The sequence below is a fragment of the Fusibacter fontis genome (assembly GCF_055378735.1).
Genome location: NZ_AP042445.1, coordinates 1,068,552 through 1,088,918, shown reverse-complemented (window position 1 = coordinate 1,088,918; position 20,367 = coordinate 1,068,552). Strand labels below are relative to the sequence as shown.

Genomic DNA, 20,367 nt, shown 5'->3' with positions numbered 1-20,367 from the left:
TAATTTATGGAGGATGTTGTTGAAGATGGAAATGAAAATGAATGAACAAGAACGTGGTTATTTAGCGAAGAAAGTGACTATTGTCGGCTTTGTTGTCAATGCGATTTTGACAGCTTTTAAAATTCTTGCGGGAGTTTTGGGAAACAGCGCAGCCATGATTGCAGATGGAGCGCATTCGTTGTCAGATTTTTTTACAGATATTGTAGTACTCGTTGGATTTAAATTTATTGAAAAACCTGAAGATGAAGATCATAACTATGGGCACGGAAAATACGAAACATTTTCTACGCTAATCATAAGCTTTGCCTTATTTTTAGTGGGATATAAAATTTTTATCAATGGCTTTCATAACATCTATCATGTAATATTTGATGGATTAATTCTCGAAAAGCCAAAGTGGATTGCTTTAATTGCAGCAATTGTATCTATAATTTCTAAAGAACTTTTATATCGATACACAAAATTAGTAGGAGAAAAAATTAATTCTCCTGCAGTTATTGCAAATGGATGGCACCATAGATCCGATGCGTTTTCATCTATTGGAACTTTAATTGGTATAGGTGGGGCCATTCTTTTAGGCGACAAATGGACGATATTAGACCCCATTGCCTCTGTAATTGTGAGTGTATTTATATTTAAAGTAGCCTTTGATATTTTTGTTCCATCGATGAATGAATTGATGGAAAGTTCGTTAAGTCAAGGGGATATAAAAATGATTCAAGAAATTATAGCATCTTCATCGCAAGTAAAACAGTATCATCACTTGAGAACACGTAGAGTGGGGATTCGGGTGGCAATTGAAGTGCATTTAATATTTGAATCACAAATGAGCATTTACGAGGCACACGAATATGCAACGGAGATTGAAAATAATCTCAAATCTCATTTTGGTTCAGCTAGTTTGATAACAACCCATTTAGAACCCTCAAAATAACAGATTTTTAATAAATGACCTCAAATGGTTAGATGAAATCATCTAGCGAATTTGAGGTTTTTTTCGCCCAAAATTAGAAAGTTCAGTTAGAGAAATAGACAGAAAATTCACAAAATTCATTGCGTTTATTGTCTTGTTGTCATATAATGAATCTGATTCTACGTGGTATTACCACGAATACAGGAGGGATTATGAGATCAAAGTCAGCAGAAGCAATCGTCGAAGAACTTTTAACGATAAACATTTTAAATGGTGTCTATCAAGCTGGAGAGCGTTTAAAGCCAGAGCGAGAATTGGCTTTAGAGTTTGGATATAGTAGACCTGTGATTCATAAGGCAATTATTCGTTTAGAAGGTCGCGGACTCGTGACAATCATTCCTAGACAAGGTGTTATGGTCAATGATTACAGAACGTTTGGGAAGTTGTCTTTACTTGAAAGCATCTATGATCTCAATCACGCGAGAATTCAAATAGAGTTAAATCGATCAATGATTCAATTTATTGAACATACATTATTTACTATGATTGATCTGGTACAGTGCAGACAACCTGAAAGTCGGAAAGAATGTCATGACCTTCAGTCCCAAAACTCATATGAAAGACCCGAGGATATTTTTCTTTGGATGCAGACGTATGCCTTACAATGTGGCAATCCTATCTATCCAATGATTGTAAATGAATTTAGAAGTGGGATTTTAAATGTCGCAGATGCTGTTTTAAATAACGAATCTACTAGTCATTTTAAAGAGCTCATTCAAAAGATAAATGCACTTGTGATTGCAGAAAATGTATTTGTCTATAAACAAGCGGAGCCGAAGGCAATGATTCACACATTGTTTCAGTATATAGAAAAATATTGGTTAGTTTAGAGGAGGGGAGTATGAATAAAAATCCAGCTTTAAAGACGTTTTTAAGTGCAGCGATTATTTTACTTTTGATGTTAATCCTGACTGGTGCACTCACTTATGTAATTCCAAATGGTACCTTTGATGCTCAGACTCGGACTTTCACAGAGATGGAAAGCAGGGGCATTTCTTTGACCACTTGGATTGGAGCGCCAATTTTGGTGTTGTTTAGTGATTCTGGTGCGCTGGTAATTGCCATCATCATTTTTTTGTTAATTATTGGCGGCGCAATACATGTGCTGAAAGAAACTGGGCTTATTGAAGGGATCATTATAAGTATTGTCAACAAATTTAAGGATAGTGAAATTGGACTTTTATGTATGTTGACATTTGTATTTATGTCTTTAGGTGCTTTTATAGGCGTATTTGAAGAAGTCGTTCCACTGGTTCCACTGATGATTCTTTTAGCCCGTAGAATGGGTTGGGATGATTTAACTGGATTAGGTGTCAGTGTGCTAGCAACTGGATTGGGATTTGCAGCAGCTGTTACCAATCCATTTACAATCGGTGTTGCACAAGGTTTAGCGGATATTCCACTTTTTTCAGGCGCATTTTTTCGTATTTTTGTATTTATCTCAGTTTATGTAACGCTCACGACATTTCTGTATATTCGTCTAAAAACGAACAGAAGAATTAAGTCGACAGAAAGTGTCACACAGGGAAAAGTTGTTCCAAAACGTGCCACAGTATTTTTTTTGATGAACATGATGGTCATGTTTACAGTCGTGATCCTTTCCCCCTTTGTAGAACCTATTAGAGACTTAACATTACCCATCATTGGGTTGATTTTTTTAGTTTCAGGAATTGGTGTGGGGCTATTAGCTGGTGAAAATGGAGGCTGGGTAGCGAAGACATTTGGTAAAGGCGCACTTGAAATGTCTCCTGCAATCGTATTGATTCTACTTGCTACAGGAATTAAACACGTGATGCTTGAAGGCCATATTTTAGATTCGATTTTATATGCTGTGTCGGTACAAATCACACAAACTTCACCGATCATTGCGGTATTTGCTGTTTTTTTAATCGTAATGGCGATGAATTTTTTCATTGGTTCTGGTAGTGCGAAAGCATTTATTTTGATGCCTTTATTAGTACCAATGATGGATTTACTTGGAATCGGCAGACAATTAGGTATTTTAGCGTTTCAGTTTGGAGATGGTTTTTCAAATGTACTTTATCCAACTAATGCAGTCTTACTCATTTCGCTGGGACTTGTTCAAGTGAGTTATGGTAAGTGGTTAAAGTTTATTTTGCCATTACAAGGGATACTGATGGTACTTTCAATTGTTTGGCTAAGTATCGGTTATTTCGTCGGATATGGCTTATAAGGGGGATTTAAATGGAATTTAATTTAAACAGTGGATTTCTATTTTTCATCGCATCACTTGTGATTGTATTTGTGTTAGCACAATCAATTTATTTTCTGATTCGAGCAGTTCGACAAGCAAAGCTCATGAATGTTCAAACTGAAATCATCAGGCGTACTATTCGTTCAAGCGCAGTATTTACAATTGCGCCAGCAATTTCAATCTTGCTTGGCGTGATTTCGCTTTCTAAATTTTTAGGACTTCCATTACCGTGGATCAGATTATCTGTCTTAGGCGCAATCACGTACGAACTAACTGCGGCAGCTTCTGCAGCAGCTTCAGTGGGTGTATCGGTAACGGAACAAATCACAAGGCCTGAAGTCTATACGACCATCGCTTGGGTGATGACCATCGGCATTATTCCAAGTGTCATCTTGATTCCACTCTTTTTAAAGAAAATTCAAAAGGGAATCGGGCAGATGAAAAATAAAGACAAAGTGTGGGGAGAAATCTTTATTACAGCTATTTTTCTCGGAATGATTTCTGCGTTTCTAGGCGTGGTATTTGCTAAAATCAGAACGGGTATAGAAGGTTGGATTCCCGTATTTGTACTTGTATTTTCTGCCTTAATTATGGCCAGCTGTGGCGTATTAATAAAAAAATATCGCCTCAAGTGGCTTGAAGATTACGCACTGCCATTTAGTATATTAGGTGCGATGGCTTTTTCGATTTTTATAACGGGTATCGTAACTGGATAATAGGGAGGACAATATGACTCAGGCTAAAATAAAAATAATAAAACAAATGAAAGCTTATGATGAAGAAGTACATGTATTTGGACGCATTTGGATGCTTGCGGCATTTGTGATGATGCTGATGGTTCCTATTTCAGCATGCGTATACTACGATGCATGGCCAGGATTTACCCCGGTCCTAAAAGGGCTACTTGGGGTTGCGCCTATATTTTGGACAGTTGCAGTTATTGAGATCATTACGTACACACCGATGCTGGGATCAGGTGGCTCCTATCTAGGTTTTGTAACGGGAAATCTAACCAATTTAAAAGTGCCTTGTGCGCTGTATGCTATGGAAAATGCAAAAGTAAAACAAGGAACACTAGAAGGGGAGGTCATCTCGACGATTGCAATAGCCACATCTTCCATTGTAACAACACTTATTATTGCGCTAGGTGTTTTGATGTTGGCTCCATTGACGCCTATACTAAACTCTGAATTTCTCAAACCTGCATTTGATCATATTTTACCGGCTTTATTTGGTGGTCTAGCAGTGGTATATGTGAATAAAAACTGGAAAATCGCACTTGCGCCACTATTATTTATGATCACATTATTTATACTTGTGCCATCTTTATCGAGTTCCGTTTCTGTTCTAGTGCCAGTGGGATCACTCATTGCCATTATCGTTGCGAGAATTCTCTATAAAAAAGGATGGTTAACACATGCATAGGAGGTCATTATGCTTATTCCAATAATAATCGGATGTTTAGTCGCGCTACTTGCGCTCATTTTTGTTTTATTGATTCGTACCATGCTGTTCAAACCTACTGAAATTAAAGTTATAAAACTCGATCAAACAGGTGTAGAAAACGAAGTTTATGAAAAGGCCATTGCTAAACGCATGAGTCAAATGATCCAAAGGAAGACCATTTCTTATCAAGATCGCACTAAAATGGATTTAGAAGAATTTGAATCCTTCAAGAATCTACTCGTGGAGCTCTACCCAAATTTACATCAGACATGTTCACGAGAGTTCTTTGGAGATGCGGGAATTTTATATCACTGGAAAGGAAAACGTTCGGATGAGCCAACTGTTCTGATGTCACATTATGATGTCGTGCCTGTCAATGAAGAACTTTGGACAAAACCCGCTTTCGCTGGAATCATTGAAGATGGATGTATTTGGGGAAGGGGAACTTTAGATACAAAGGGAACACTTTGTGGTATTGTTGAAGCCGTGGAAAAACTCATTAGTGATGGATTTGTACCGGAAAATGATGTCTATTTGTCATTCGGTGGAGACGAAGAAATCAGTGGAAATTCTACACCGTCTATCGTGGAAGCTCTTAAAAAAAGGGGAATCCATCCAAAATTGGTTTTAGATGAAGGCGGCGCAATTGTTGAAAATGTCTTTCCAGGCGTGAGTCGACCAAATGCACTGATTGGAGTAGGTGAAAAAGGCTATTTAGATGTTGTACTTGAAATGACGGGTAATGGTGGACATGCGTCTGCTCCTCCTGCACATACTCTAGTGGGACGATTATCTCAAGCGGTTGTAAGGCTTGAAAAACATCCCTTTAAGGCGGAAATATCTCCAGCTGTTAAAGAGATGTTCGAAACTATGGGAAGACATTCGACATTTCTATATCGACTGATATTTGCAAATCTTTGGCTGTTTGCTCCATTGTTAAAATGGTTATTCACAAGACAAGGTGGAGAGATGAATGCACTGATTCGAACCACTGTAGCACCGACCATGATGGAAGGCAGTCAAGCGTTTAACGTAATGCCACCAAAAGCTATGATGGGGCTCAATCTTAGGTTAATGAAGACCGATACGGTTAAAACGGCTATTGAATATATCCAAAAAACCATCAAGGATCCACAGATACAAGTACGTTCAGTTGAAATGAGAAATGCCTCTCCAATCACCAGTACAGATTCTCTGGCGTGGAAAAAAGTGGTGCATGCCATTGAAGAAACTTGGAGCGAAACAATTGTAGCGCCTTATTTGATGCTAGCGGCGAGCGATTCGAGACATTACTGTGAAATTAGTGATTATGTGCTACGATTTTCTGCGATGACATTGTCAAAAGAAGAAAGAGGCATGATTCATGGAAATGATGAAAGAATTCAGATCAAGTCATTGATGGAAACAGTTGCGTTTTATATTCACCTAATCAAGAAAATTTAATAGTGTCATGTAGTAAAATAGACCTGTTTTACAGATGTTTGTTGAGACTGACGGGATTACATGTTAAAATATAGTAATAATTATTTAAGTGATGTAGATTTGTTCATAGATCCGATTGCTAAAGATAAATATTGACTAATAATTAGGGTGGGTGTTCCGCGTATGAGGAAAATGTCTGTCAAAATGATTATGGTAGTTCTAAGCATCGTAATTGCAGTAACTGGCGTAATTGGATACATTAATTATAAAGATGCAGAAAAAATCACACTCAGTATATTAAAGGATAATCACTATTCAGAGCTTAACAATATTAGAGAGTATTATTTTGATAAGCTCATCTCAGATATGGAGCACATTGTCAATACGTGGTCTGAATCGCCACAAATTAAAAGTTATCGCAAACCGGAGGGGAGTCCCAAAATTGTTGCATCACAACCTGAAGATTTTACTGAGATTTCTAATCAGTGGAAGGGATTAACGGCATCAATCCGCGATATTTCATGGATCTATTATGCACTTGAAAGTGATGGCTCTATCTATATTACACCTGTAGATCCAACGATGCCAGAGGATTATGACGCGAGAGAAAAGAGCTGGTATCAAGGAACGGTTAGTCGTCAAGGGGAGATTTTCTGGACAGAGCCTTATCTAGATGCAGGCGCTTCAAATAAAGTCCTCCAAACGGTTTCAAAAGCAGTCTACGATGGAGGGGTTTTGCAAGGCGTTGTCGGACTGGATATTGAACTCCAAAAATTTACTCAAATTATTGAAAATTTAAGTTTTTCGAAAAATGCGACATTGTTTCTTATTAACGATAACAATGCGATTTTAGCGCATAATTCCAGTGATTCAGATTTTTATAAAACACATTTTTTAGATACTTTAAACGCAGTTAGTGGGACTGAAATTCAAAGACTTGATAGCCGTGCGTTTGCTGTATCTTGGATGCCCGTCGAATTGAATAACTGGAAACTCGTTGCAATTACTGAAACCAATGTCTATCAAGAGTTGGCAGTTACACGACTGAAAATGGTAGGAACGATAACTTTAGCAAGCCTTGTAGGTGTTTTGCTTGCCTATATACTCGTGACGAGACTTTTAAGACCTCTCAATAGTTTAAAACAACTTACGACCGTTGTTGGAAGTGGAGATTTTAGTGTCCGTAGTCATGTGACTTCAAGGGACGAAGTTTCAGAACTATCTAATGGATTTAACCAAATGCTCGAAAAAATTGAAGATTTGATGTTGGATCAAGAAGATAATTATTTTAATACAGTCAAAGCATTGGCGAATGCCATTGAAGCATCAGACGAATACACGAGAGGCCACTGTGATCGAGTAGGGCGACTATCGCTTAAAATTGCAGAGTATTTAGGTCTATCGACAGAACGCATTCGCCATTTAGAATACGCATGTGTGTTGCATGACGTCGGAAAAATTGGCATTCGAGAATCTGTTTTAAACAAACCGGGGCGTTTGACTGAGATGGAGTACGAAGAAATAAAACAGCATCCGCGGATTGGATACGAGATTATCAAAGACATTCCATTTTTAAAAGACGCTGCCAATATTCTTCTTCAGCACCATGAACGCATAGATGGCAAAGGATATCCAAATCGTCTAAAGGGTTCAGAACTCTTACTAGAAGCTAAAATACTTGCTGCAGCAGATACTTATGACGCAATGACGAGTTTTAGAGTGTATCGAACGATTCCGCTGACAGATCAACAAGTAAAAGCTGAACTTGAACAGGCAAAGGGAACACAACTCGATGCACAAGTCATAGAAGCTTTGCTTGCCATCTTATAAATACCATTAAAATGAAGCCTCCAAGATCACTGTTAGGTGTGATTTTGGAGGCTTTTAATATAGAGTCATACTATCTACTTTGTATTTAAAAGTGCTTGTACCGATGCAAAATCTGTATTTTTGATAAACAATCGAATATATATGTCACCAGAATTGAGATCTAAAAGATATCCGCTTTTGATGAGTTCAATAAATTGGTATTTGCGCACGTCCTCATAAGCAAGTGCAACTCTATGATGCAAGAGGATATGTGTTGGCGTGAAGTAGTGCTTATTATATGGGCTTCTTAAAGCAATGATGAATAATGGAATGAACAAGATGAAACTGATTCCGCATAAGCTCCAAATTAAAAGTGTGGAATCAAACCACGTTTGATAGATTTGGTAGCAGATAAAAATCCAAATTGCTTCATAAACGATGCTCAGTAGAGCAATCAATGGATTAATAGCTGTAATACCTCCAAAATATTGCGTTGCCTCATATAAAATCTCATCATTTTGATGTTTGATTAAGAGTGCTTTCTTTTTTAGAGTTTGCTTTTTTGATATTTTCTTTGTAAATAAAATAACCAGCCAGATGCCTAATAAAACGCCTCCTGCAATGGCAATAGACTTAACATTAAATGAAAAATGATAAAAGTACGCGAGTACAAGCACTGCAAGGTTGAGTAGTATCCAGAATGCGATTTTTTTATGTGTGCTTTGTGTAAAAAGCGTTTTTTCTTGATAGGTCATGATAAATGCTCCTTAATGATTGCGTTGACTTGCTTATATTGATGATGATTAACACCAATCGTTTTTTTGTACGTATAATAATGTCTATTATGATTAGAGACATCATTTCTATAAACATGTTCAAGTACCAACACATGGTGATTGTTATTTGGAGAGCGATAATCTCGAGTCCAAGAAACTTTGTCAATTGAGCTCCAAGTGATGAGATTGTTTTTAATGACGATGCCCTCTTCAATAATCATGTACTTTGGAATTCTATATTTTTCACTATGAATGATTAAGCCTATCGACGTTATGATAGATCCTATAAATCCAATTGCGTATACAGGATTATTTCCTTCATATGCAAATAACAAGATAAACACAATGACAATAGGCGCAAAGAATATCGTTAATAAGAGATATTCCCATGGAAAAGTCTTTTTATATGGCCATAAAATCATTAGTGGTTCTTTTGAAATTTTAAGATGATTCATGGAAATCCCTGCCATACCAACCATGCTCTGAGATTTTATGTTCGTAAAAATCATCAAAGGGAAATAAACCGTATAAAATAAGCCGAGAAAATCAGGTGTGTATTCTCCTGAAGAATCACTTGATTGACTCACAGTTAAGCTACTCCAACCTCCTGATAGACCAATTAATATGAGGATTGTCCCGATAAATAATATGAGTGATGCTATTTTAAAGCCGATTCTTAGAAATTTACGGCGCTTCATTGCATCGTAATCTGTAAAGCTATAGCCAATCTCAGCGGGATCTCCCATTTGGACGAGGGCTTTGTTGATAGACATGTCATAGCTGTGCCCTGCAGCGAGATATTCTTCTACGAGACTTTGAATGTGATCAAGCATCTCATCTTGAATCGCCATTCCGTCGGTTTCTGTTAATAATTGATCTTGAACCTTTTGTATAAATCGATGGACACCTTCGTGTGCCATCAGTTGATTCGGTGACGTTAGTTCCATGGTATTCACTGATATTCTCCATTCATTTGTTTGATAAGTTACCTTGATGATTCACTATGAGAAATTAATATGAGCAATTACTCTAAGATGGATTTCATAGCAAATGAAAAAGCTTGCCATTCATCTTGTTTTTCGACGAGGCTCTTTTTTCCTTTGTCTGTAATGCGATAATACTTACGTTTTCGACCTTCATTCAAATCCCAGTAGGATTCAATGTGTTCTTTTTTTTCTAAAGCATGTAAAATGGGGTAAAGCGTTCCTTCTTTTAATGAAAACGCACCATTCGACATGATCTCAAAATTTTTAATCATTTCATAACCATAAGTAGGTTGACGATCGAGCATGCGTAAAATAAGCATTTCAGTTGTTCCTTTAATGAGTTCTTTATTCATTTGGTCTCTCCAATCTGTCTGGAATAAGTTGGATTCCTATGCATCGAAAATCTATGTATTGGATTCCTAGGTATTATCATACTCATTTTCTGATGAATTGGCAAGCCTTTTTTTGTCATTGACAAAGAATTTTATATATAAAAAGACAAGCATATTTCTGGAGAATAATGGTATAATTTAAGTAATTCATGCATTATGGAGGGGAAGATGATCAAAAAATCGAAAAAAATCATCATCATTTTGATGTTGTTCATGGTTTTCAGTCAAGCTAATGCCTTTGCAAGGTCTGACTCAAAGCAGACCATTATTACGGTAAAAAATGTTGAAGAATTAATGAAGACCGTTCAATCGACGAAAGCTGGAAATGTCACTGTACTTATTGAAGATGGAACGTACGAGTTGACAACAGGACTTTGGTTAACGGGTAAAAATATTACGTATAAGAGCAAATCCGGTCATAGAGATCAGGTTGTTTTAACCGGAAAATTTAAAGCGAGTCACATCTTTTGGATCACAAATGATGATGTCACCATACAAGATATTTCTGTTGGAGAGGTTAAAAATCACGCGATACAGATTCATTCAGAGTGCGATGCAGATCGAGCTAAGATTATCAATGTCCGATTCTTTGACACCAAAGAGCAAATGTTAAAAGGATCTGGATCTAAAAATAATTATTTCAGTGATGATTGTATTGTTGAGAATTGTCTTTTCGAATTTTCATCGGGTGAAGCTTATCAATACTATACAGGTGGAATTGATGTTCACAAGGGAAAAAATTGGATTGTTAAAAACAATACCTTTAAGAATATCACCTATCCAAAGGGGAAACTGACAGAAGGCGCAATCCATTTTTGGAATTATTCGGTGGGAACCCAGATTATTGACAATCTTGTACTAGGTTGTGATAGAGGCATTATGCTAGGGATGGATCAAAGTCCTCACGATGCAGGTTTAATTGAAAATAATCAAATACGCGTAACGCGAGACGTGGGTATCTACCTGTGTCAAGCAACCAACACAAAAGTGATTGGAAATACTGTGGTGATTGATTCTAATTATAAAAATGCCATTGAGTACCGTTTCAAAACTGGCGGCACAACGATTGAAAAAAACATTGTCAATCGCGCGATAACGAGTCGAAATTCAGGCACTGCAACATTAAAGGATAATACTATAGATCCAGATCTCCAGTTAGAAGTTGAAGTAGAGGAGATTGAAACGGATTATAAATAGAAAAATAAGTTTGATTCGAAAGTGAGGAAAAAAGATGAACTGGTTATATGAAAAAGGACGCATTTATAGCGTTGGGGAAAATAATGAATTACTAGCAGAAGCAACCTATGCACATGTGAGTGAGTGTTTAGTGAATGTCGACCACACGTATGTTAACCCAAAACTCAGAGGACAGGGAGTTGCAGGCAATATGATGGTGGTTGTGTCTGAGTATTTTAGAGAGAATCACTTAAAAGCAATTGCCACCTGTTCTTATGCCAATATGTGGTTTGTAAAAAATGCGGAACTCTATTCGGATGTTGTATCAAGCGGATTAGACCAAGATGGAATGGCTTGTAAAATTGGTGTAAAGTAATGAGTACACAGTATAAAATGGCAATCTGTCAGGATTTAGATACGACGTTTAAAACGTATTATGCACTGCATTGGCTAGTTAGAGAAAAGGGACTTCTCGCTTTAGAAAACGTTGTTTGCACACTGGATTCAACACCTATTTTATTTCGCATTGGCTCTGAGATGATTTGTTCTGGAATAGATTCTGATGAAATAGAACATTTGCTAAAGTCGTTGGTTGCACATTCAAATTTAACTGAAGTGGAACGAAAAATTGCAGATACGATGATTGCTGGTTTAATAACACTTCAACTGGGCACTGAACCGCAACTTGCCATGAAAAAAATGGCAAAGGGATATCATTTGCTGGACTATGCCAAGTATTCAAGGGTAAAAGCACTACAGAGTGATACAGAACTCATTCTATTTAACCAAAAGTTTAACTGGAAAAAAAGTTCACCCTATACTGCTGTAGAAAAGTTAAGGGGAACATTAAATCTATTTAGGACCGTTGAAATTGAAATGATTCAAAGTTTTTTGTTTTTAAACGATTGTGCAAGAAGAGAGGGACTCAAAGAGGTTTATGAATGGATTAAATGGAGTGGTAATCCGCCAAAACCACTGGAAACCATCTTGTCGAGAGCTTTAACCCCCGGTTTTAATATGCAAAAGCTTGATCAGGTCGTAGAAGAAACACTTCAAGAGTATCGAACAGATGATGCGGCTTTGGATGACCTTGTAAAATGCGGAACGAAATGTCTATTTCAAGGAATTAGCAATACTCGTATGTCGTATCATTTTGCATGTCGTTATGATATTTTAGATTTCGATTATTTCACCTCCATGCAGACGATTACGCGTAAATCAAACATTCGATTGTTTGGACGGGAAGTTGAATCTCCTTCTAATGACAAGGATTCGACAAAAGTGGCGGTAAGTGTTTCGACGGAAAAACAGAATCAGGCTGCACCTAATTTTACGAATTGTGGTGATTTGAGAAAATCATATGAAGCATCGATGAATTATCTCGAAGCAGCAGCAGTTGGGGAATTATTCTTACAGTATGAAGGTAAGGATTTGATTCTCATGAAGAGCGTACCAGTTGAAATCGTCGCAAGTGCAATTCACATATTGGATGAACTCTTTTTAGAAGATGTATTTCAGCATTATCACGAAAATAAAGCCTATCAAGAACTTAAGCTCAAATATCATGAAGACCAAAATCTCATGCAGACACACTTAAAACATGCCGCCTATTTAGCGGATTTGATGATGGGTGGAGATGGACGAGAATTTGAATGACGATTCAAAAACTGCCTTGATGCACTTTAACTATGCACTCAAGGCAGTTTTTTATTGGGAGATCATAGATGATTGGGGGGATCTATGATTATCGTGGAAAGTAATTTTAGATGGAGCGATTTATTATGGTTTAGCTGGGGGAGTTTCGCCATTTGGCATCTCTGGTCGTTCACCACTTGGCATCTCAGGTCGTTCACCATTTTGTTGAAAGCCATTTTGGCCTTTTCCCATATTTCCTAAATCGGTTAGATTGATGTTTTCACCTGAAATAAGGGTGTCTTTTGATTTTGATTGTTCTTCTGTTGTACTTGGAATTGTCCCGTCGAGTTGACCTGCAACACTTTTAGCACGAAGATTCCCAAGTTGAATAAATGTTGAAACTGCAGTCTTGTATTGTTCATAAGTGCAAAATGCTGTAGGGTCATTCTTGACATAATTTGAGATTAATGAATCTATTTCAGCTACTTTTTGTTCAAAATATCCATTTTCGAAATACTCCGCGACAATTGTTGAAAGAACCTCATGATAATCCTCTAATAGCTGACTATCGCTCAACAATTGACTAATGAGAGGTCGATCTGTCATTTCAACCTGACTTACGGGTGTATCAATTGGGAAATTGATGACAGAAGTACTATCGGAGCTTTCGAATCCACCCCATGATAAATTGTAGTCCCATGGCAGAACAGAAAGCACACCTTTACTTTCATATAAGTAGTAATTTTGAGCCATATTGGAAGAATAGCTATCGAGATTGACGACAAAGGTATGTGCAGCCAAATATTTAATAATGGCTTCTGTATCAAAATATTGGGAGATATTTTCGCCATTTGATAATGCTTTCAATGCTTGAATGACCTTTTGATAATCTTCTTCAGTTGTCTTTCCAACGCCATTTTCAAATATTGAAGCGTAACTTGTGGATTGATCATCTGTGTATTTTAAAGAGCCTCCAGAGTCTTTTTGATTCATCATTTTGGAGCTGTTATTCTGCTGGGGTGTATTTCGATCGGGCCTGTCTAAATTTGGTTCTCCACCCATTTCCATTTTGACATTATAGAGTTCTCCGGAGGTATCATTATACACTCGCTCTAAATAACTATCATTATAGGCTTCAATTGCAAGGTACAAGCCCCATGTCTCACCATTAACAGAAATATTGGCATAATCAAATAATGGCGTATCGACACCTGCAAAATTTAAAATATCGTAGGAAATATATTCCTTCATATAGGTATGATCTCCAAAAATGTTGTTTAAAACAAACGTATCTAATCCAAAACAAGTTTGACCTTCGACATACTCGTCGAATTTTAAGCGAAAACTATATCGGTCACTTTCGGTCTCTGAAACCTGTTTTAAGCTAGAATTGCCTTTAGTTCGCAAACCAACATCTTTAAAGGTCGTCCCATTGATCACCACATCCACTTTGATATAACTTTCAGATTCTGCTTGATTGAGCATTTCTTGCCAAGTCACTTCGTCAGCGAGTATCTCAATGTCTATCATGTCTGTTCCAAAAACTTCTGTGATGTATTCACTCGTTGCCTCATTTTCTGTGGACTCTTTAACGGGGGATGTTTGAGCGGTACACCCAGTAATAATAACTAAGGATAAAATAAGCATACCAGTTATTTGAATAAATCGTTTCATAATATCACCTTTCTGTACTGTACTAAACTCATCATAAAGTGATAAACTTAAATAAACCTTAAAGAAAAAGTGATCACAATATAAAAAAAGGAGTTTTGTCATGTTAGACGTAAATAAAAATCAAGAGATTGAATTATTTTTAGAAAATCGCCAATTGATTGGAGAAGGGAAGATGGCGAAGGTCTACCAGTGGAATGGATTTGCATACAAATGTTTTCATGCGTCTTATCCTAAGACGTGGTTAGATTATGAGATGGACATTCAACGAGTGATTGTAAATACCTATAAAAATGCGCCATTCGCAGTGGTTAATTATGAAATGGCAGAGTGGACTCATATGATAAAAATGGATTGGATTCGAGGAAAAACGCTGACTGATAAAATGAGACGTGAGCGCTATAAGGATGGCGTTGCTGATCTAATTGAATTATTTGATTTCATACACGAAAAGGAATCGAGAGATTTACCTTTACTTAAACCTTATCTTGAACAAACCATCCGTTCACTTGCGATTGACAGTGAAGTCATCTCAAAACTTTTGGAAATTTTAAATATCTTACCAGAGGGGAATGCAATCTGTCACTTAGATTTGCATCCTGACAACTTACTTGTCAATGAAACAGGATATACCGTCATCGATTGGGTCAATGCAAAATCGGGACATCCACTATATGATTATGCAAGAACCTATGTGATTTTATATGAGCATGCATTTCGTCTCTCAGCCAAGTATTTAACGGAGATAAAAAAGAAATTGAAACGTCAAAAATTAACTGATGAAAATCAATTGTATCATGCAATTGCAGTAATGACGGCTCATCGATTGACAGAAACGGATAGTGAAAAAGTAAAAATTCTACTAAAACAGACTTTAGAGCAATTGTGAATATAATTAGAACGGCTATTTCAATCTTTTATGACTGAAATAGCCGTTTTTTTATTCGTGATAAATTTCTAAATCACCTGAAATCGATCGATTGTAATAGGAAGTCAGATGTTGTTTAGCGCCATCTACATCCTTTTGACAAATGAGTTCATATAAAGTCTGCACAAACTGAAGTGTAAGCTGGATGCCATACAACCGGATGTGACGCTCAAAAAGGGTTCGATTTGACGTTCTAAATGAATTGTAAATCAAAGGCAATATCGTATTTTGACTACAAATGCTCATATAGCGAAAAAATTCATATGCAATTTCGCTGGCATCTGTTATTTTTGAGGCTTTAGATAATGCATCAATGTACTCTTTCATTTTACTTAGTTTCTCTGGAGTTAAATGAGGCATCATATGTTCAATTGCAAAGCTATCAAACAAGATTTTAAGTTCAATAGACGATCGAACTTCAGCTTTTCTGGGCATCCCACCATTGTAATTCATCATAGAAACTAAAATTTCTACAGATCCCTTTTGATTATAATCCGCGACAAAAGTGCCGATTCTTGGTCGTATTTCTAAAAAGCCTTTAGCAACCATTGCAGCAATACCACTATGTACAATATTTCGATTGATGCCCATCACTTCTGCGAGTTCACGTTCCGTTAATAATTGTTCACCAATTTCCAGTTCGCCTGAAAGAATCTTTGATTCGATTTCTTGGATGAAGAGATCCTTCAAAGAAGGGGCTTGTAATTTTTTAAATTCCATACTCAAACTCCTTTTGGTACGTGGTTAACCACGCCAGAATAATAAGTCGAAAAAATTATTCCGACAAATCGGAATATTTCGAAAAATGATATTGTTTAAATAAATGTAAAATGTTAAGATTATTATATCGCATTGTTAAAATAGTGTCAATCGGTAAAATCATTAAAAAACAAGGGAAAATGCACTTTGAAAATTTTAATATTTTATAAATCTGTGCATTGCCAAACTCATGATAGTATCTTTAAAATTGATGTAAAAAAAAGTCCAACTGAATTCTAAAAAAAATGTATTTTGGTTTGAAATATACAACCAGAATATTTTAAATCCAATAAAATCATTCGGTTTTAATGATATGATTGATAAACAAGATTTAATTACAAAGGGGGATACAAAATGTCAAACTTAAGACCCAAGATTGTTAAACTGGCAAAAGTTGTCGGAGGGGTATCGGGTTTAGTCAACAAAATTGACGAAAATGCACCGGAGTATTACAGTTTAGCAGCTATTTTATCAGATGAAGAAGCGGATGTTGCAATCGCTGCAGGACTGAGAAAAGAAAGAACAGTAGAGTATTTAGCGAAGAAAGTGGGAAGACCTATTCCAGAAGTCAAAGAAATCGCGGATACGCTCGGTTGGAAAGGCATCTTTAGAGTAAATACAGATCCGGACGATGGAAAAGATCGGTTTTTTATGCAGATTTTTGCTCCGGGTATCATGGAGATGATGGTAAACAACAAACAAATTCTTAATGCACATCCTGAAGTGGGGAGGGCATTTGAAGAATATACGCGCATCCGAATGGCGACGATGGCACCGATTATGCCAGATGGTTATGGACTCATGCGTGTCGTTCCTGTTGAAAGTTCGATTAAAGATGTTGCTGGAGTACACGAATACGAAAAATTAAGTTATTACCTTAATAAGTATGAGACATTTTCGGTTTCGCCTTGTTCGTGTCGTTCTTCAAGACGCGTTATTGAAGAAGGTTGTGGACATTTAGAAGAAGATATGTGTGTTCAGATGGGGAAAGGCGCTGAATATTATATTCGAACTGGACGTGCTCGACAAATTACTCGTGATGAAGCGTGGGAAATCATCAAACGTGCTGAAGCAAATGGTTTAATGCACAATATGCCCAATGTTGAAGAAGCTGGTGAAAGTGCGGCGATTTGCAATTGTTGTGCGTGCTCTTGCTTTGGACTCAGAGTGGGGATGCTCTACGGTGCACGTGACGTAATTCGTTCCAACTTTGTGGCAAAAGTTGATGAGACAAAATGCGTGGCTTGTGGTCAATGTGTAGAAACATGCCCTGGCAATGCATTAAAAATGGGTCAGAAATTGCACACGGTTAAACCATTGCCACTACCTGAAAAATATAAAAAAATGAGCAACTCAATTTGGCATGAATCGGATTGGAATGTCAATTATAGAGAGAATCAAGAAGATGTTGTAGCAACGGGGACTGCGCCATGTAAAACCGCTTGTCCAGCTCATATAGCCGTTCAAGGTTATTTGAGAATGGCAGCAGAAGGCGACTATAAAGGTGCATTGGCGCTCATTAAAAAGGAAAATCCATTTCCTGCAGTTTGCGGAAGAATCTGTAATCACCGTTGTGAAACAGAATGTACACGTGGACTGATTGATGAAGCGGTTGCGATTGACGAAGTAAAACGCTTTATTGCCGATCACGATTTACATGAATCCACTCGATATATCCCGCCGATGATCAATCAAATTGGAAAACCGTATGATCAAAAAATTGCGATTATCGGAGCGGGTCCAGCTGGAATGACCTGTGCTTTTTTCTTAGCTGAAAAAGGCTACCGTCCGACGGTGTTTGAAAAAGAAAGTCGCCCGGGAGGTATGTTAATGAACGGCATCCCTGCATTTAGACTTGAAAAAGACGTCGTTGAGGCAGAAATTGATATATTAAGAGAAATGGGCGTGGAGTTTAAATGCGGTATTGAAGTCGGAAAAGACGTCACAATTGATGAACTTAGACGACAAGGATACAAAGGATTCTATATTGCTATAGGCGCACAAGGTGGTAGAGGTCTTGGTCTTGAAGGTGAATCTGCAGAGGGGATTGAGTCCGGCATTTCATTTATTAGAGACGTAACATTAGGAAATGGTAAGACGTTATCTGGAAAGACTGTTGTCATCGGTGGCGGAAATGTTGCCATGGATGTGGCACGGACTGCAAGTCGCGTAGGTGCAACTCAAACGCAACTTTTCTGTTTAGAGTCTAGAGACAATATGCCAGCGGATCTTGATGAGATTAGAGAAGCGGAGCATGAAGGGATACAAATCAATCCATCTTGGGGTCCAAAAGAACTCATCATTGAAAATGGAAAGTTAAAAGGCATTGTCTTTAAAAAATGTCTATCCGTATTAGATGCATCCAAACGATTTGCGCCGAAATTCGATGAAAATGAAACTTTAACCGTTGAATGCGATCATCTATTGCTATCGGTAGGACAAAGCATCCAATGGGGTGAAATGTTAAAGGGAACACAAGTTGAACTAAATGCAAATGGTACAGTTAAAGCAGATGCTCTAACGTATCAAACAGCTGAAAAAGATATTTTTGTAGGTGGCGATGTCTATACGGGACCAAAATTTGCAATCGATGCCATCGCAGCTGGAAAAGAAGCTGCAATTTCGCTACACAGATGGGTTCAACCGGGACAAACATTAACATTAGGACGTGATAGAAAACACTATGTTGCACTGGATAAATCAAATGTTTTAGTAGATCAAGGCTACGACCATGCAAAAAGACAACAACCAGGCTATAACGAGGCAAAAGAAAGAAGTTTTGGCGATACGCGAGTGACGTTTACAGAACTTCAAGTGAAAGCGGAAACGGCAAGATGTCTATCTTGTGGTGCGACTAAAGTGGATGAATATTTGTGTGTAGGCTGTGGTCTTTGTACGACGCGATGTGAGTTTGATGCCATTCGCCTTGAGAAAATCAAAGATATTCACGCAGATACATTTGAGACGATGCCAATTAAAGTTGCAGCGCACGTTGTTAAAAAAGCGGGCAAAATAATTGCAAAACCATTTACAAGTTAATAGGTGAGACATGCATGAACTAGGATTAATGGATGCGATGATCAAAAAAGTCGACAAGATTATTCAAAAGGAAAATCTGACGACTGTAAGAAAAATTGTACTAGAAATAGGGGAATTGTCAGGTGTAGTGCCAAAATTTATCACAGATTGTTACGAAGCTGTGGTTGCGGATACGCCCTATCAAGAAACGGAACTTCAAATCGAGATTGTACCCGGTATTGCGAGATGCAATGACTGTCAAATCGAGTTCAGAATTAATATTGAAGAACTCAATTGCCCAAAATGTGCTGGCATCAATTTGACGCCATTAACTGGTCGCGATTTGACGATTAAAGAAATAGAGGCGTACTGATCATTTAGGGGGATTTATGCAAAATCACACGAAAATTATTGCAATGACAGGAAAGGGAGGGGTAGGAAAAACCTCTCTCTCTGCTGCAATGGTAAAATTACTTATTCAGGCATTTCCAAATCAACGGATACTAGCGATTGATGCAGATCCAGCCGTTGGACTATCCACTGCATTGGGAGTAGAAGTCAAATCAACTGTTGATGACATCCGGAAAGAGTTTATCCAAACTGCAGAGAGTGGTGCGACTGAAGATGCACTTTCGATGTTAGGGAATGCCAAATATAAAATTTTTGAAGCGTTGGTTGAGTTACCTGAGTTTTCATTCTTGGCCATTGGACGACCAGAATCGTCAGGCTGTTATTGTAAAGTTAATAGCTATTTAAAGGAAATCATCAAAATTATAGCAGATAATTATGATTATATTGTTATTGATGGCGAAGCGGGGATTGAACAAGTGAATCGAAGGGTGATGGAAAAAGTTACCCATCTTGTTTTGGTTTCAGATGCAAGTAAAAAAGGCCTTCAAGTAATTGATACAATCCACAGTGTTGCAAAAGACTTGATGACATACGAAACAGCTGGTGTGATTATCAATCGCATGCCTAGCGAATCGGTTCGCGAATGGATATCGATTCATCAAATTCCAGTATTTTCATATATTGCATCGGATGAAGCGCTGGCGACTTGCGACATGAAAGGCGAAACTGTATTATCGCTATCTGAAGAGGCGCTTATCATAAAAGGTGCGCGAGAAGCATTGGTCAAAATGAATATTTTGAAAGGTTAGG

19 protein-coding genes are annotated in these 20,367 nt (G+C 37.5%); 14 read left to right on the top strand and 5 right to left on the bottom strand.

From position 1 onward, the window contains the following. The first annotated feature begins 25 nt into the window (after positions 1-25). The 7 genes from ACZ41W_RS04855 to ACZ41W_RS04825 all read left to right on the top strand — a co-directional run bounded on the left by ACZ41W_RS04855 (position 26) and on the right by ACZ41W_RS04825 (position 7,886). Positions 26-934 carry a cation diffusion facilitator family transporter gene (locus tag ACZ41W_RS04855; RefSeq protein WP_464313760.1) on the top strand — a complete coding sequence of 303 codons (909 nt, stop codon included), beginning with the start codon at positions 26-28 and terminating at the stop codon, positions 932-934. 191 nt (positions 935-1,125) lie between these two features. Next, positions 1,126-1,803 (top strand): FadR/GntR family transcriptional regulator, encoded by a 678-nt coding sequence (locus tag ACZ41W_RS04850; RefSeq protein WP_464313759.1) that lies wholly within the window; start codon positions 1,126-1,128, stop codon positions 1,801-1,803. Between the two features lie 11 nt (positions 1,804-1,814). Further along, entirely contained in the window at positions 1,815-3,167 is a 1,353-nt protein-coding gene (locus tag ACZ41W_RS04845; RefSeq protein ID WP_464313758.1) for an AbgT family transporter, read from the top strand. 11 nt (positions 3,168-3,178) lie between these two features. After that, a complete protein-coding gene (locus ACZ41W_RS04840; RefSeq protein ID WP_464313757.1) occupies positions 3,179-3,904 on the top strand; it encodes a DUF5058 family protein in 726 nt (241 codons plus the stop codon). Between the two features lie 13 nt (positions 3,905-3,917). Then, positions 3,918-4,613, top strand: a complete 696-nt coding sequence (locus ACZ41W_RS04835; RefSeq protein WP_464313756.1) for a hypothetical protein — start codon at positions 3,918-3,920, stop codon at positions 4,611-4,613. Between the two features lie 9 nt (positions 4,614-4,622). Continuing rightward, positions 4,623-6,077: a M20 family peptidase gene (locus ACZ41W_RS04830; protein ID WP_464313755.1), complete on the top strand. Its 1,455-nt coding sequence runs from the start codon at positions 4,623-4,625 to the stop codon at positions 6,075-6,077. A gap of 171 nt (positions 6,078-6,248) precedes the next feature. Then, positions 6,249-7,886 carry an HD domain-containing phosphohydrolase gene (locus ACZ41W_RS04825; RefSeq protein ID WP_464313754.1) on the top strand — a complete coding sequence of 546 codons (1,638 nt, stop codon included), beginning with the start codon at positions 6,249-6,251 and terminating at the stop codon, positions 7,884-7,886. Positions 7,887-7,960: 74 nt separating this feature from the next. On the opposite strand, the gene ACZ41W_RS04820 is transcribed toward ACZ41W_RS04825, so the two are convergent. From ACZ41W_RS04820 to ACZ41W_RS04810, 3 genes are all read right to left on the bottom strand, one after another. After that, positions 7,961-8,620: a hypothetical protein gene (locus ACZ41W_RS04820; protein WP_464313753.1), complete on the bottom strand. Its 660-nt coding sequence runs from the start codon at positions 8,618-8,620 to the stop codon at positions 7,961-7,963. Then, positions 8,617-9,588 carry a permease prefix domain 1-containing protein gene (locus ACZ41W_RS04815; protein WP_464314270.1) on the bottom strand — a complete coding sequence of 324 codons (972 nt, stop codon included), beginning with the start codon at positions 9,586-9,588 and terminating at the stop codon, positions 8,617-8,619. Before ACZ41W_RS04815 ends, ACZ41W_RS04820 begins: the two co-directional genes overlap by 4 nt. Before the next feature lie 77 nt (positions 9,589-9,665). Then, the gene (locus ACZ41W_RS04810; protein WP_464313752.1) at positions 9,666-9,980 is read right to left on the bottom strand and encodes a PadR family transcriptional regulator; all 315 of its coding nucleotides are present in this window, start codon (positions 9,978-9,980) and stop codon (positions 9,666-9,668) included. Positions 9,981-10,187: 207 nt separating this feature from the next. On the opposite strand from ACZ41W_RS04810, the gene ACZ41W_RS04805 reads away from it, so the two are divergent. Genes ACZ41W_RS04805 through ACZ41W_RS04795 form a run of 3 tightly spaced genes read left to right on the top strand, consistent with a single transcriptional unit; the run spans position 10,188 to position 12,851 of the window. Next, positions 10,188-11,216: a right-handed parallel beta-helix repeat-containing protein gene (locus ACZ41W_RS04805; protein WP_464313751.1), complete on the top strand. Its 1,029-nt coding sequence runs from the start codon at positions 10,188-10,190 to the stop codon at positions 11,214-11,216. Between the two features lie 34 nt (positions 11,217-11,250). Beyond that, on the top strand, positions 11,251-11,571 hold the full coding sequence (locus ACZ41W_RS04800) for a GNAT family N-acetyltransferase (RefSeq protein WP_464313750.1): 321 nt from the start codon (positions 11,251-11,253) through the stop codon (positions 11,569-11,571). Beyond that, positions 11,571-12,851: a hypothetical protein gene (locus ACZ41W_RS04795; RefSeq protein ID WP_464313749.1), complete on the top strand. Its 1,281-nt coding sequence runs from the start codon at positions 11,571-11,573 to the stop codon at positions 12,849-12,851. The genes ACZ41W_RS04800 and ACZ41W_RS04795 overlap by 1 nt, the downstream gene beginning before the upstream one ends. A 123-nt stretch (positions 12,852-12,974) precedes the next feature. On the opposite strand, the gene ACZ41W_RS04790 is transcribed toward ACZ41W_RS04795, so the two are convergent. Beyond that, positions 12,975-14,504 (bottom strand): CotH kinase family protein, encoded by a 1,530-nt coding sequence (locus tag ACZ41W_RS04790; protein WP_464313748.1) that lies wholly within the window; start codon positions 14,502-14,504, stop codon positions 12,975-12,977. Between the two features lie 100 nt (positions 14,505-14,604). Here ACZ41W_RS04790 and ACZ41W_RS04785 point away from each other — a divergent pair, with 100 nt between their 5' ends. Then, entirely contained in the window at positions 14,605-15,390 is a 786-nt protein-coding gene (locus ACZ41W_RS04785; protein ID WP_464313747.1) for an aminoglycoside phosphotransferase family protein, read from the top strand. Positions 15,391-15,441: 51 nt separating this feature from the next. Here the strand turns inward: ACZ41W_RS04785 and ACZ41W_RS04780 are convergent, their stop codons facing one another. Further along, positions 15,442-16,149, bottom strand: coding sequence for a FadR/GntR family transcriptional regulator (locus ACZ41W_RS04780; protein ID WP_464313746.1), 708 nt, complete (start codon positions 16,147-16,149; stop codon positions 15,442-15,444). A gap of 393 nt (positions 16,150-16,542) precedes the next feature. Here ACZ41W_RS04780 and ACZ41W_RS04775 point away from each other — a divergent pair, with 393 nt between their 5' ends. Genes ACZ41W_RS04775 through ACZ41W_RS04765 form a run of 3 tightly spaced genes read left to right on the top strand, consistent with a single transcriptional unit; the run spans position 16,543 to position 20,366 of the window. Then, positions 16,543-19,227: an FAD-dependent oxidoreductase gene (locus ACZ41W_RS04775; protein ID WP_464313745.1), complete on the top strand. Its 2,685-nt coding sequence runs from the start codon at positions 16,543-16,545 to the stop codon at positions 19,225-19,227. Positions 19,228-19,237: 10 nt separating this feature from the next. Continuing rightward, the gene (locus tag ACZ41W_RS04770) at positions 19,238-19,579 is read left to right on the top strand and encodes a hydrogenase maturation nickel metallochaperone HypA (RefSeq protein WP_464313744.1); all 342 of its coding nucleotides are present in this window, start codon (positions 19,238-19,240) and stop codon (positions 19,577-19,579) included. Positions 19,580-19,595: 16 nt separating this feature from the next. Next, complete coding sequence (locus ACZ41W_RS04765) at positions 19,596-20,366, top strand: ATP-binding protein (protein ID WP_464313743.1); 771 nt, start codon at positions 19,596-19,598, stop codon at positions 20,364-20,366. Position 20,367: the final 1 nt, after the last annotated feature.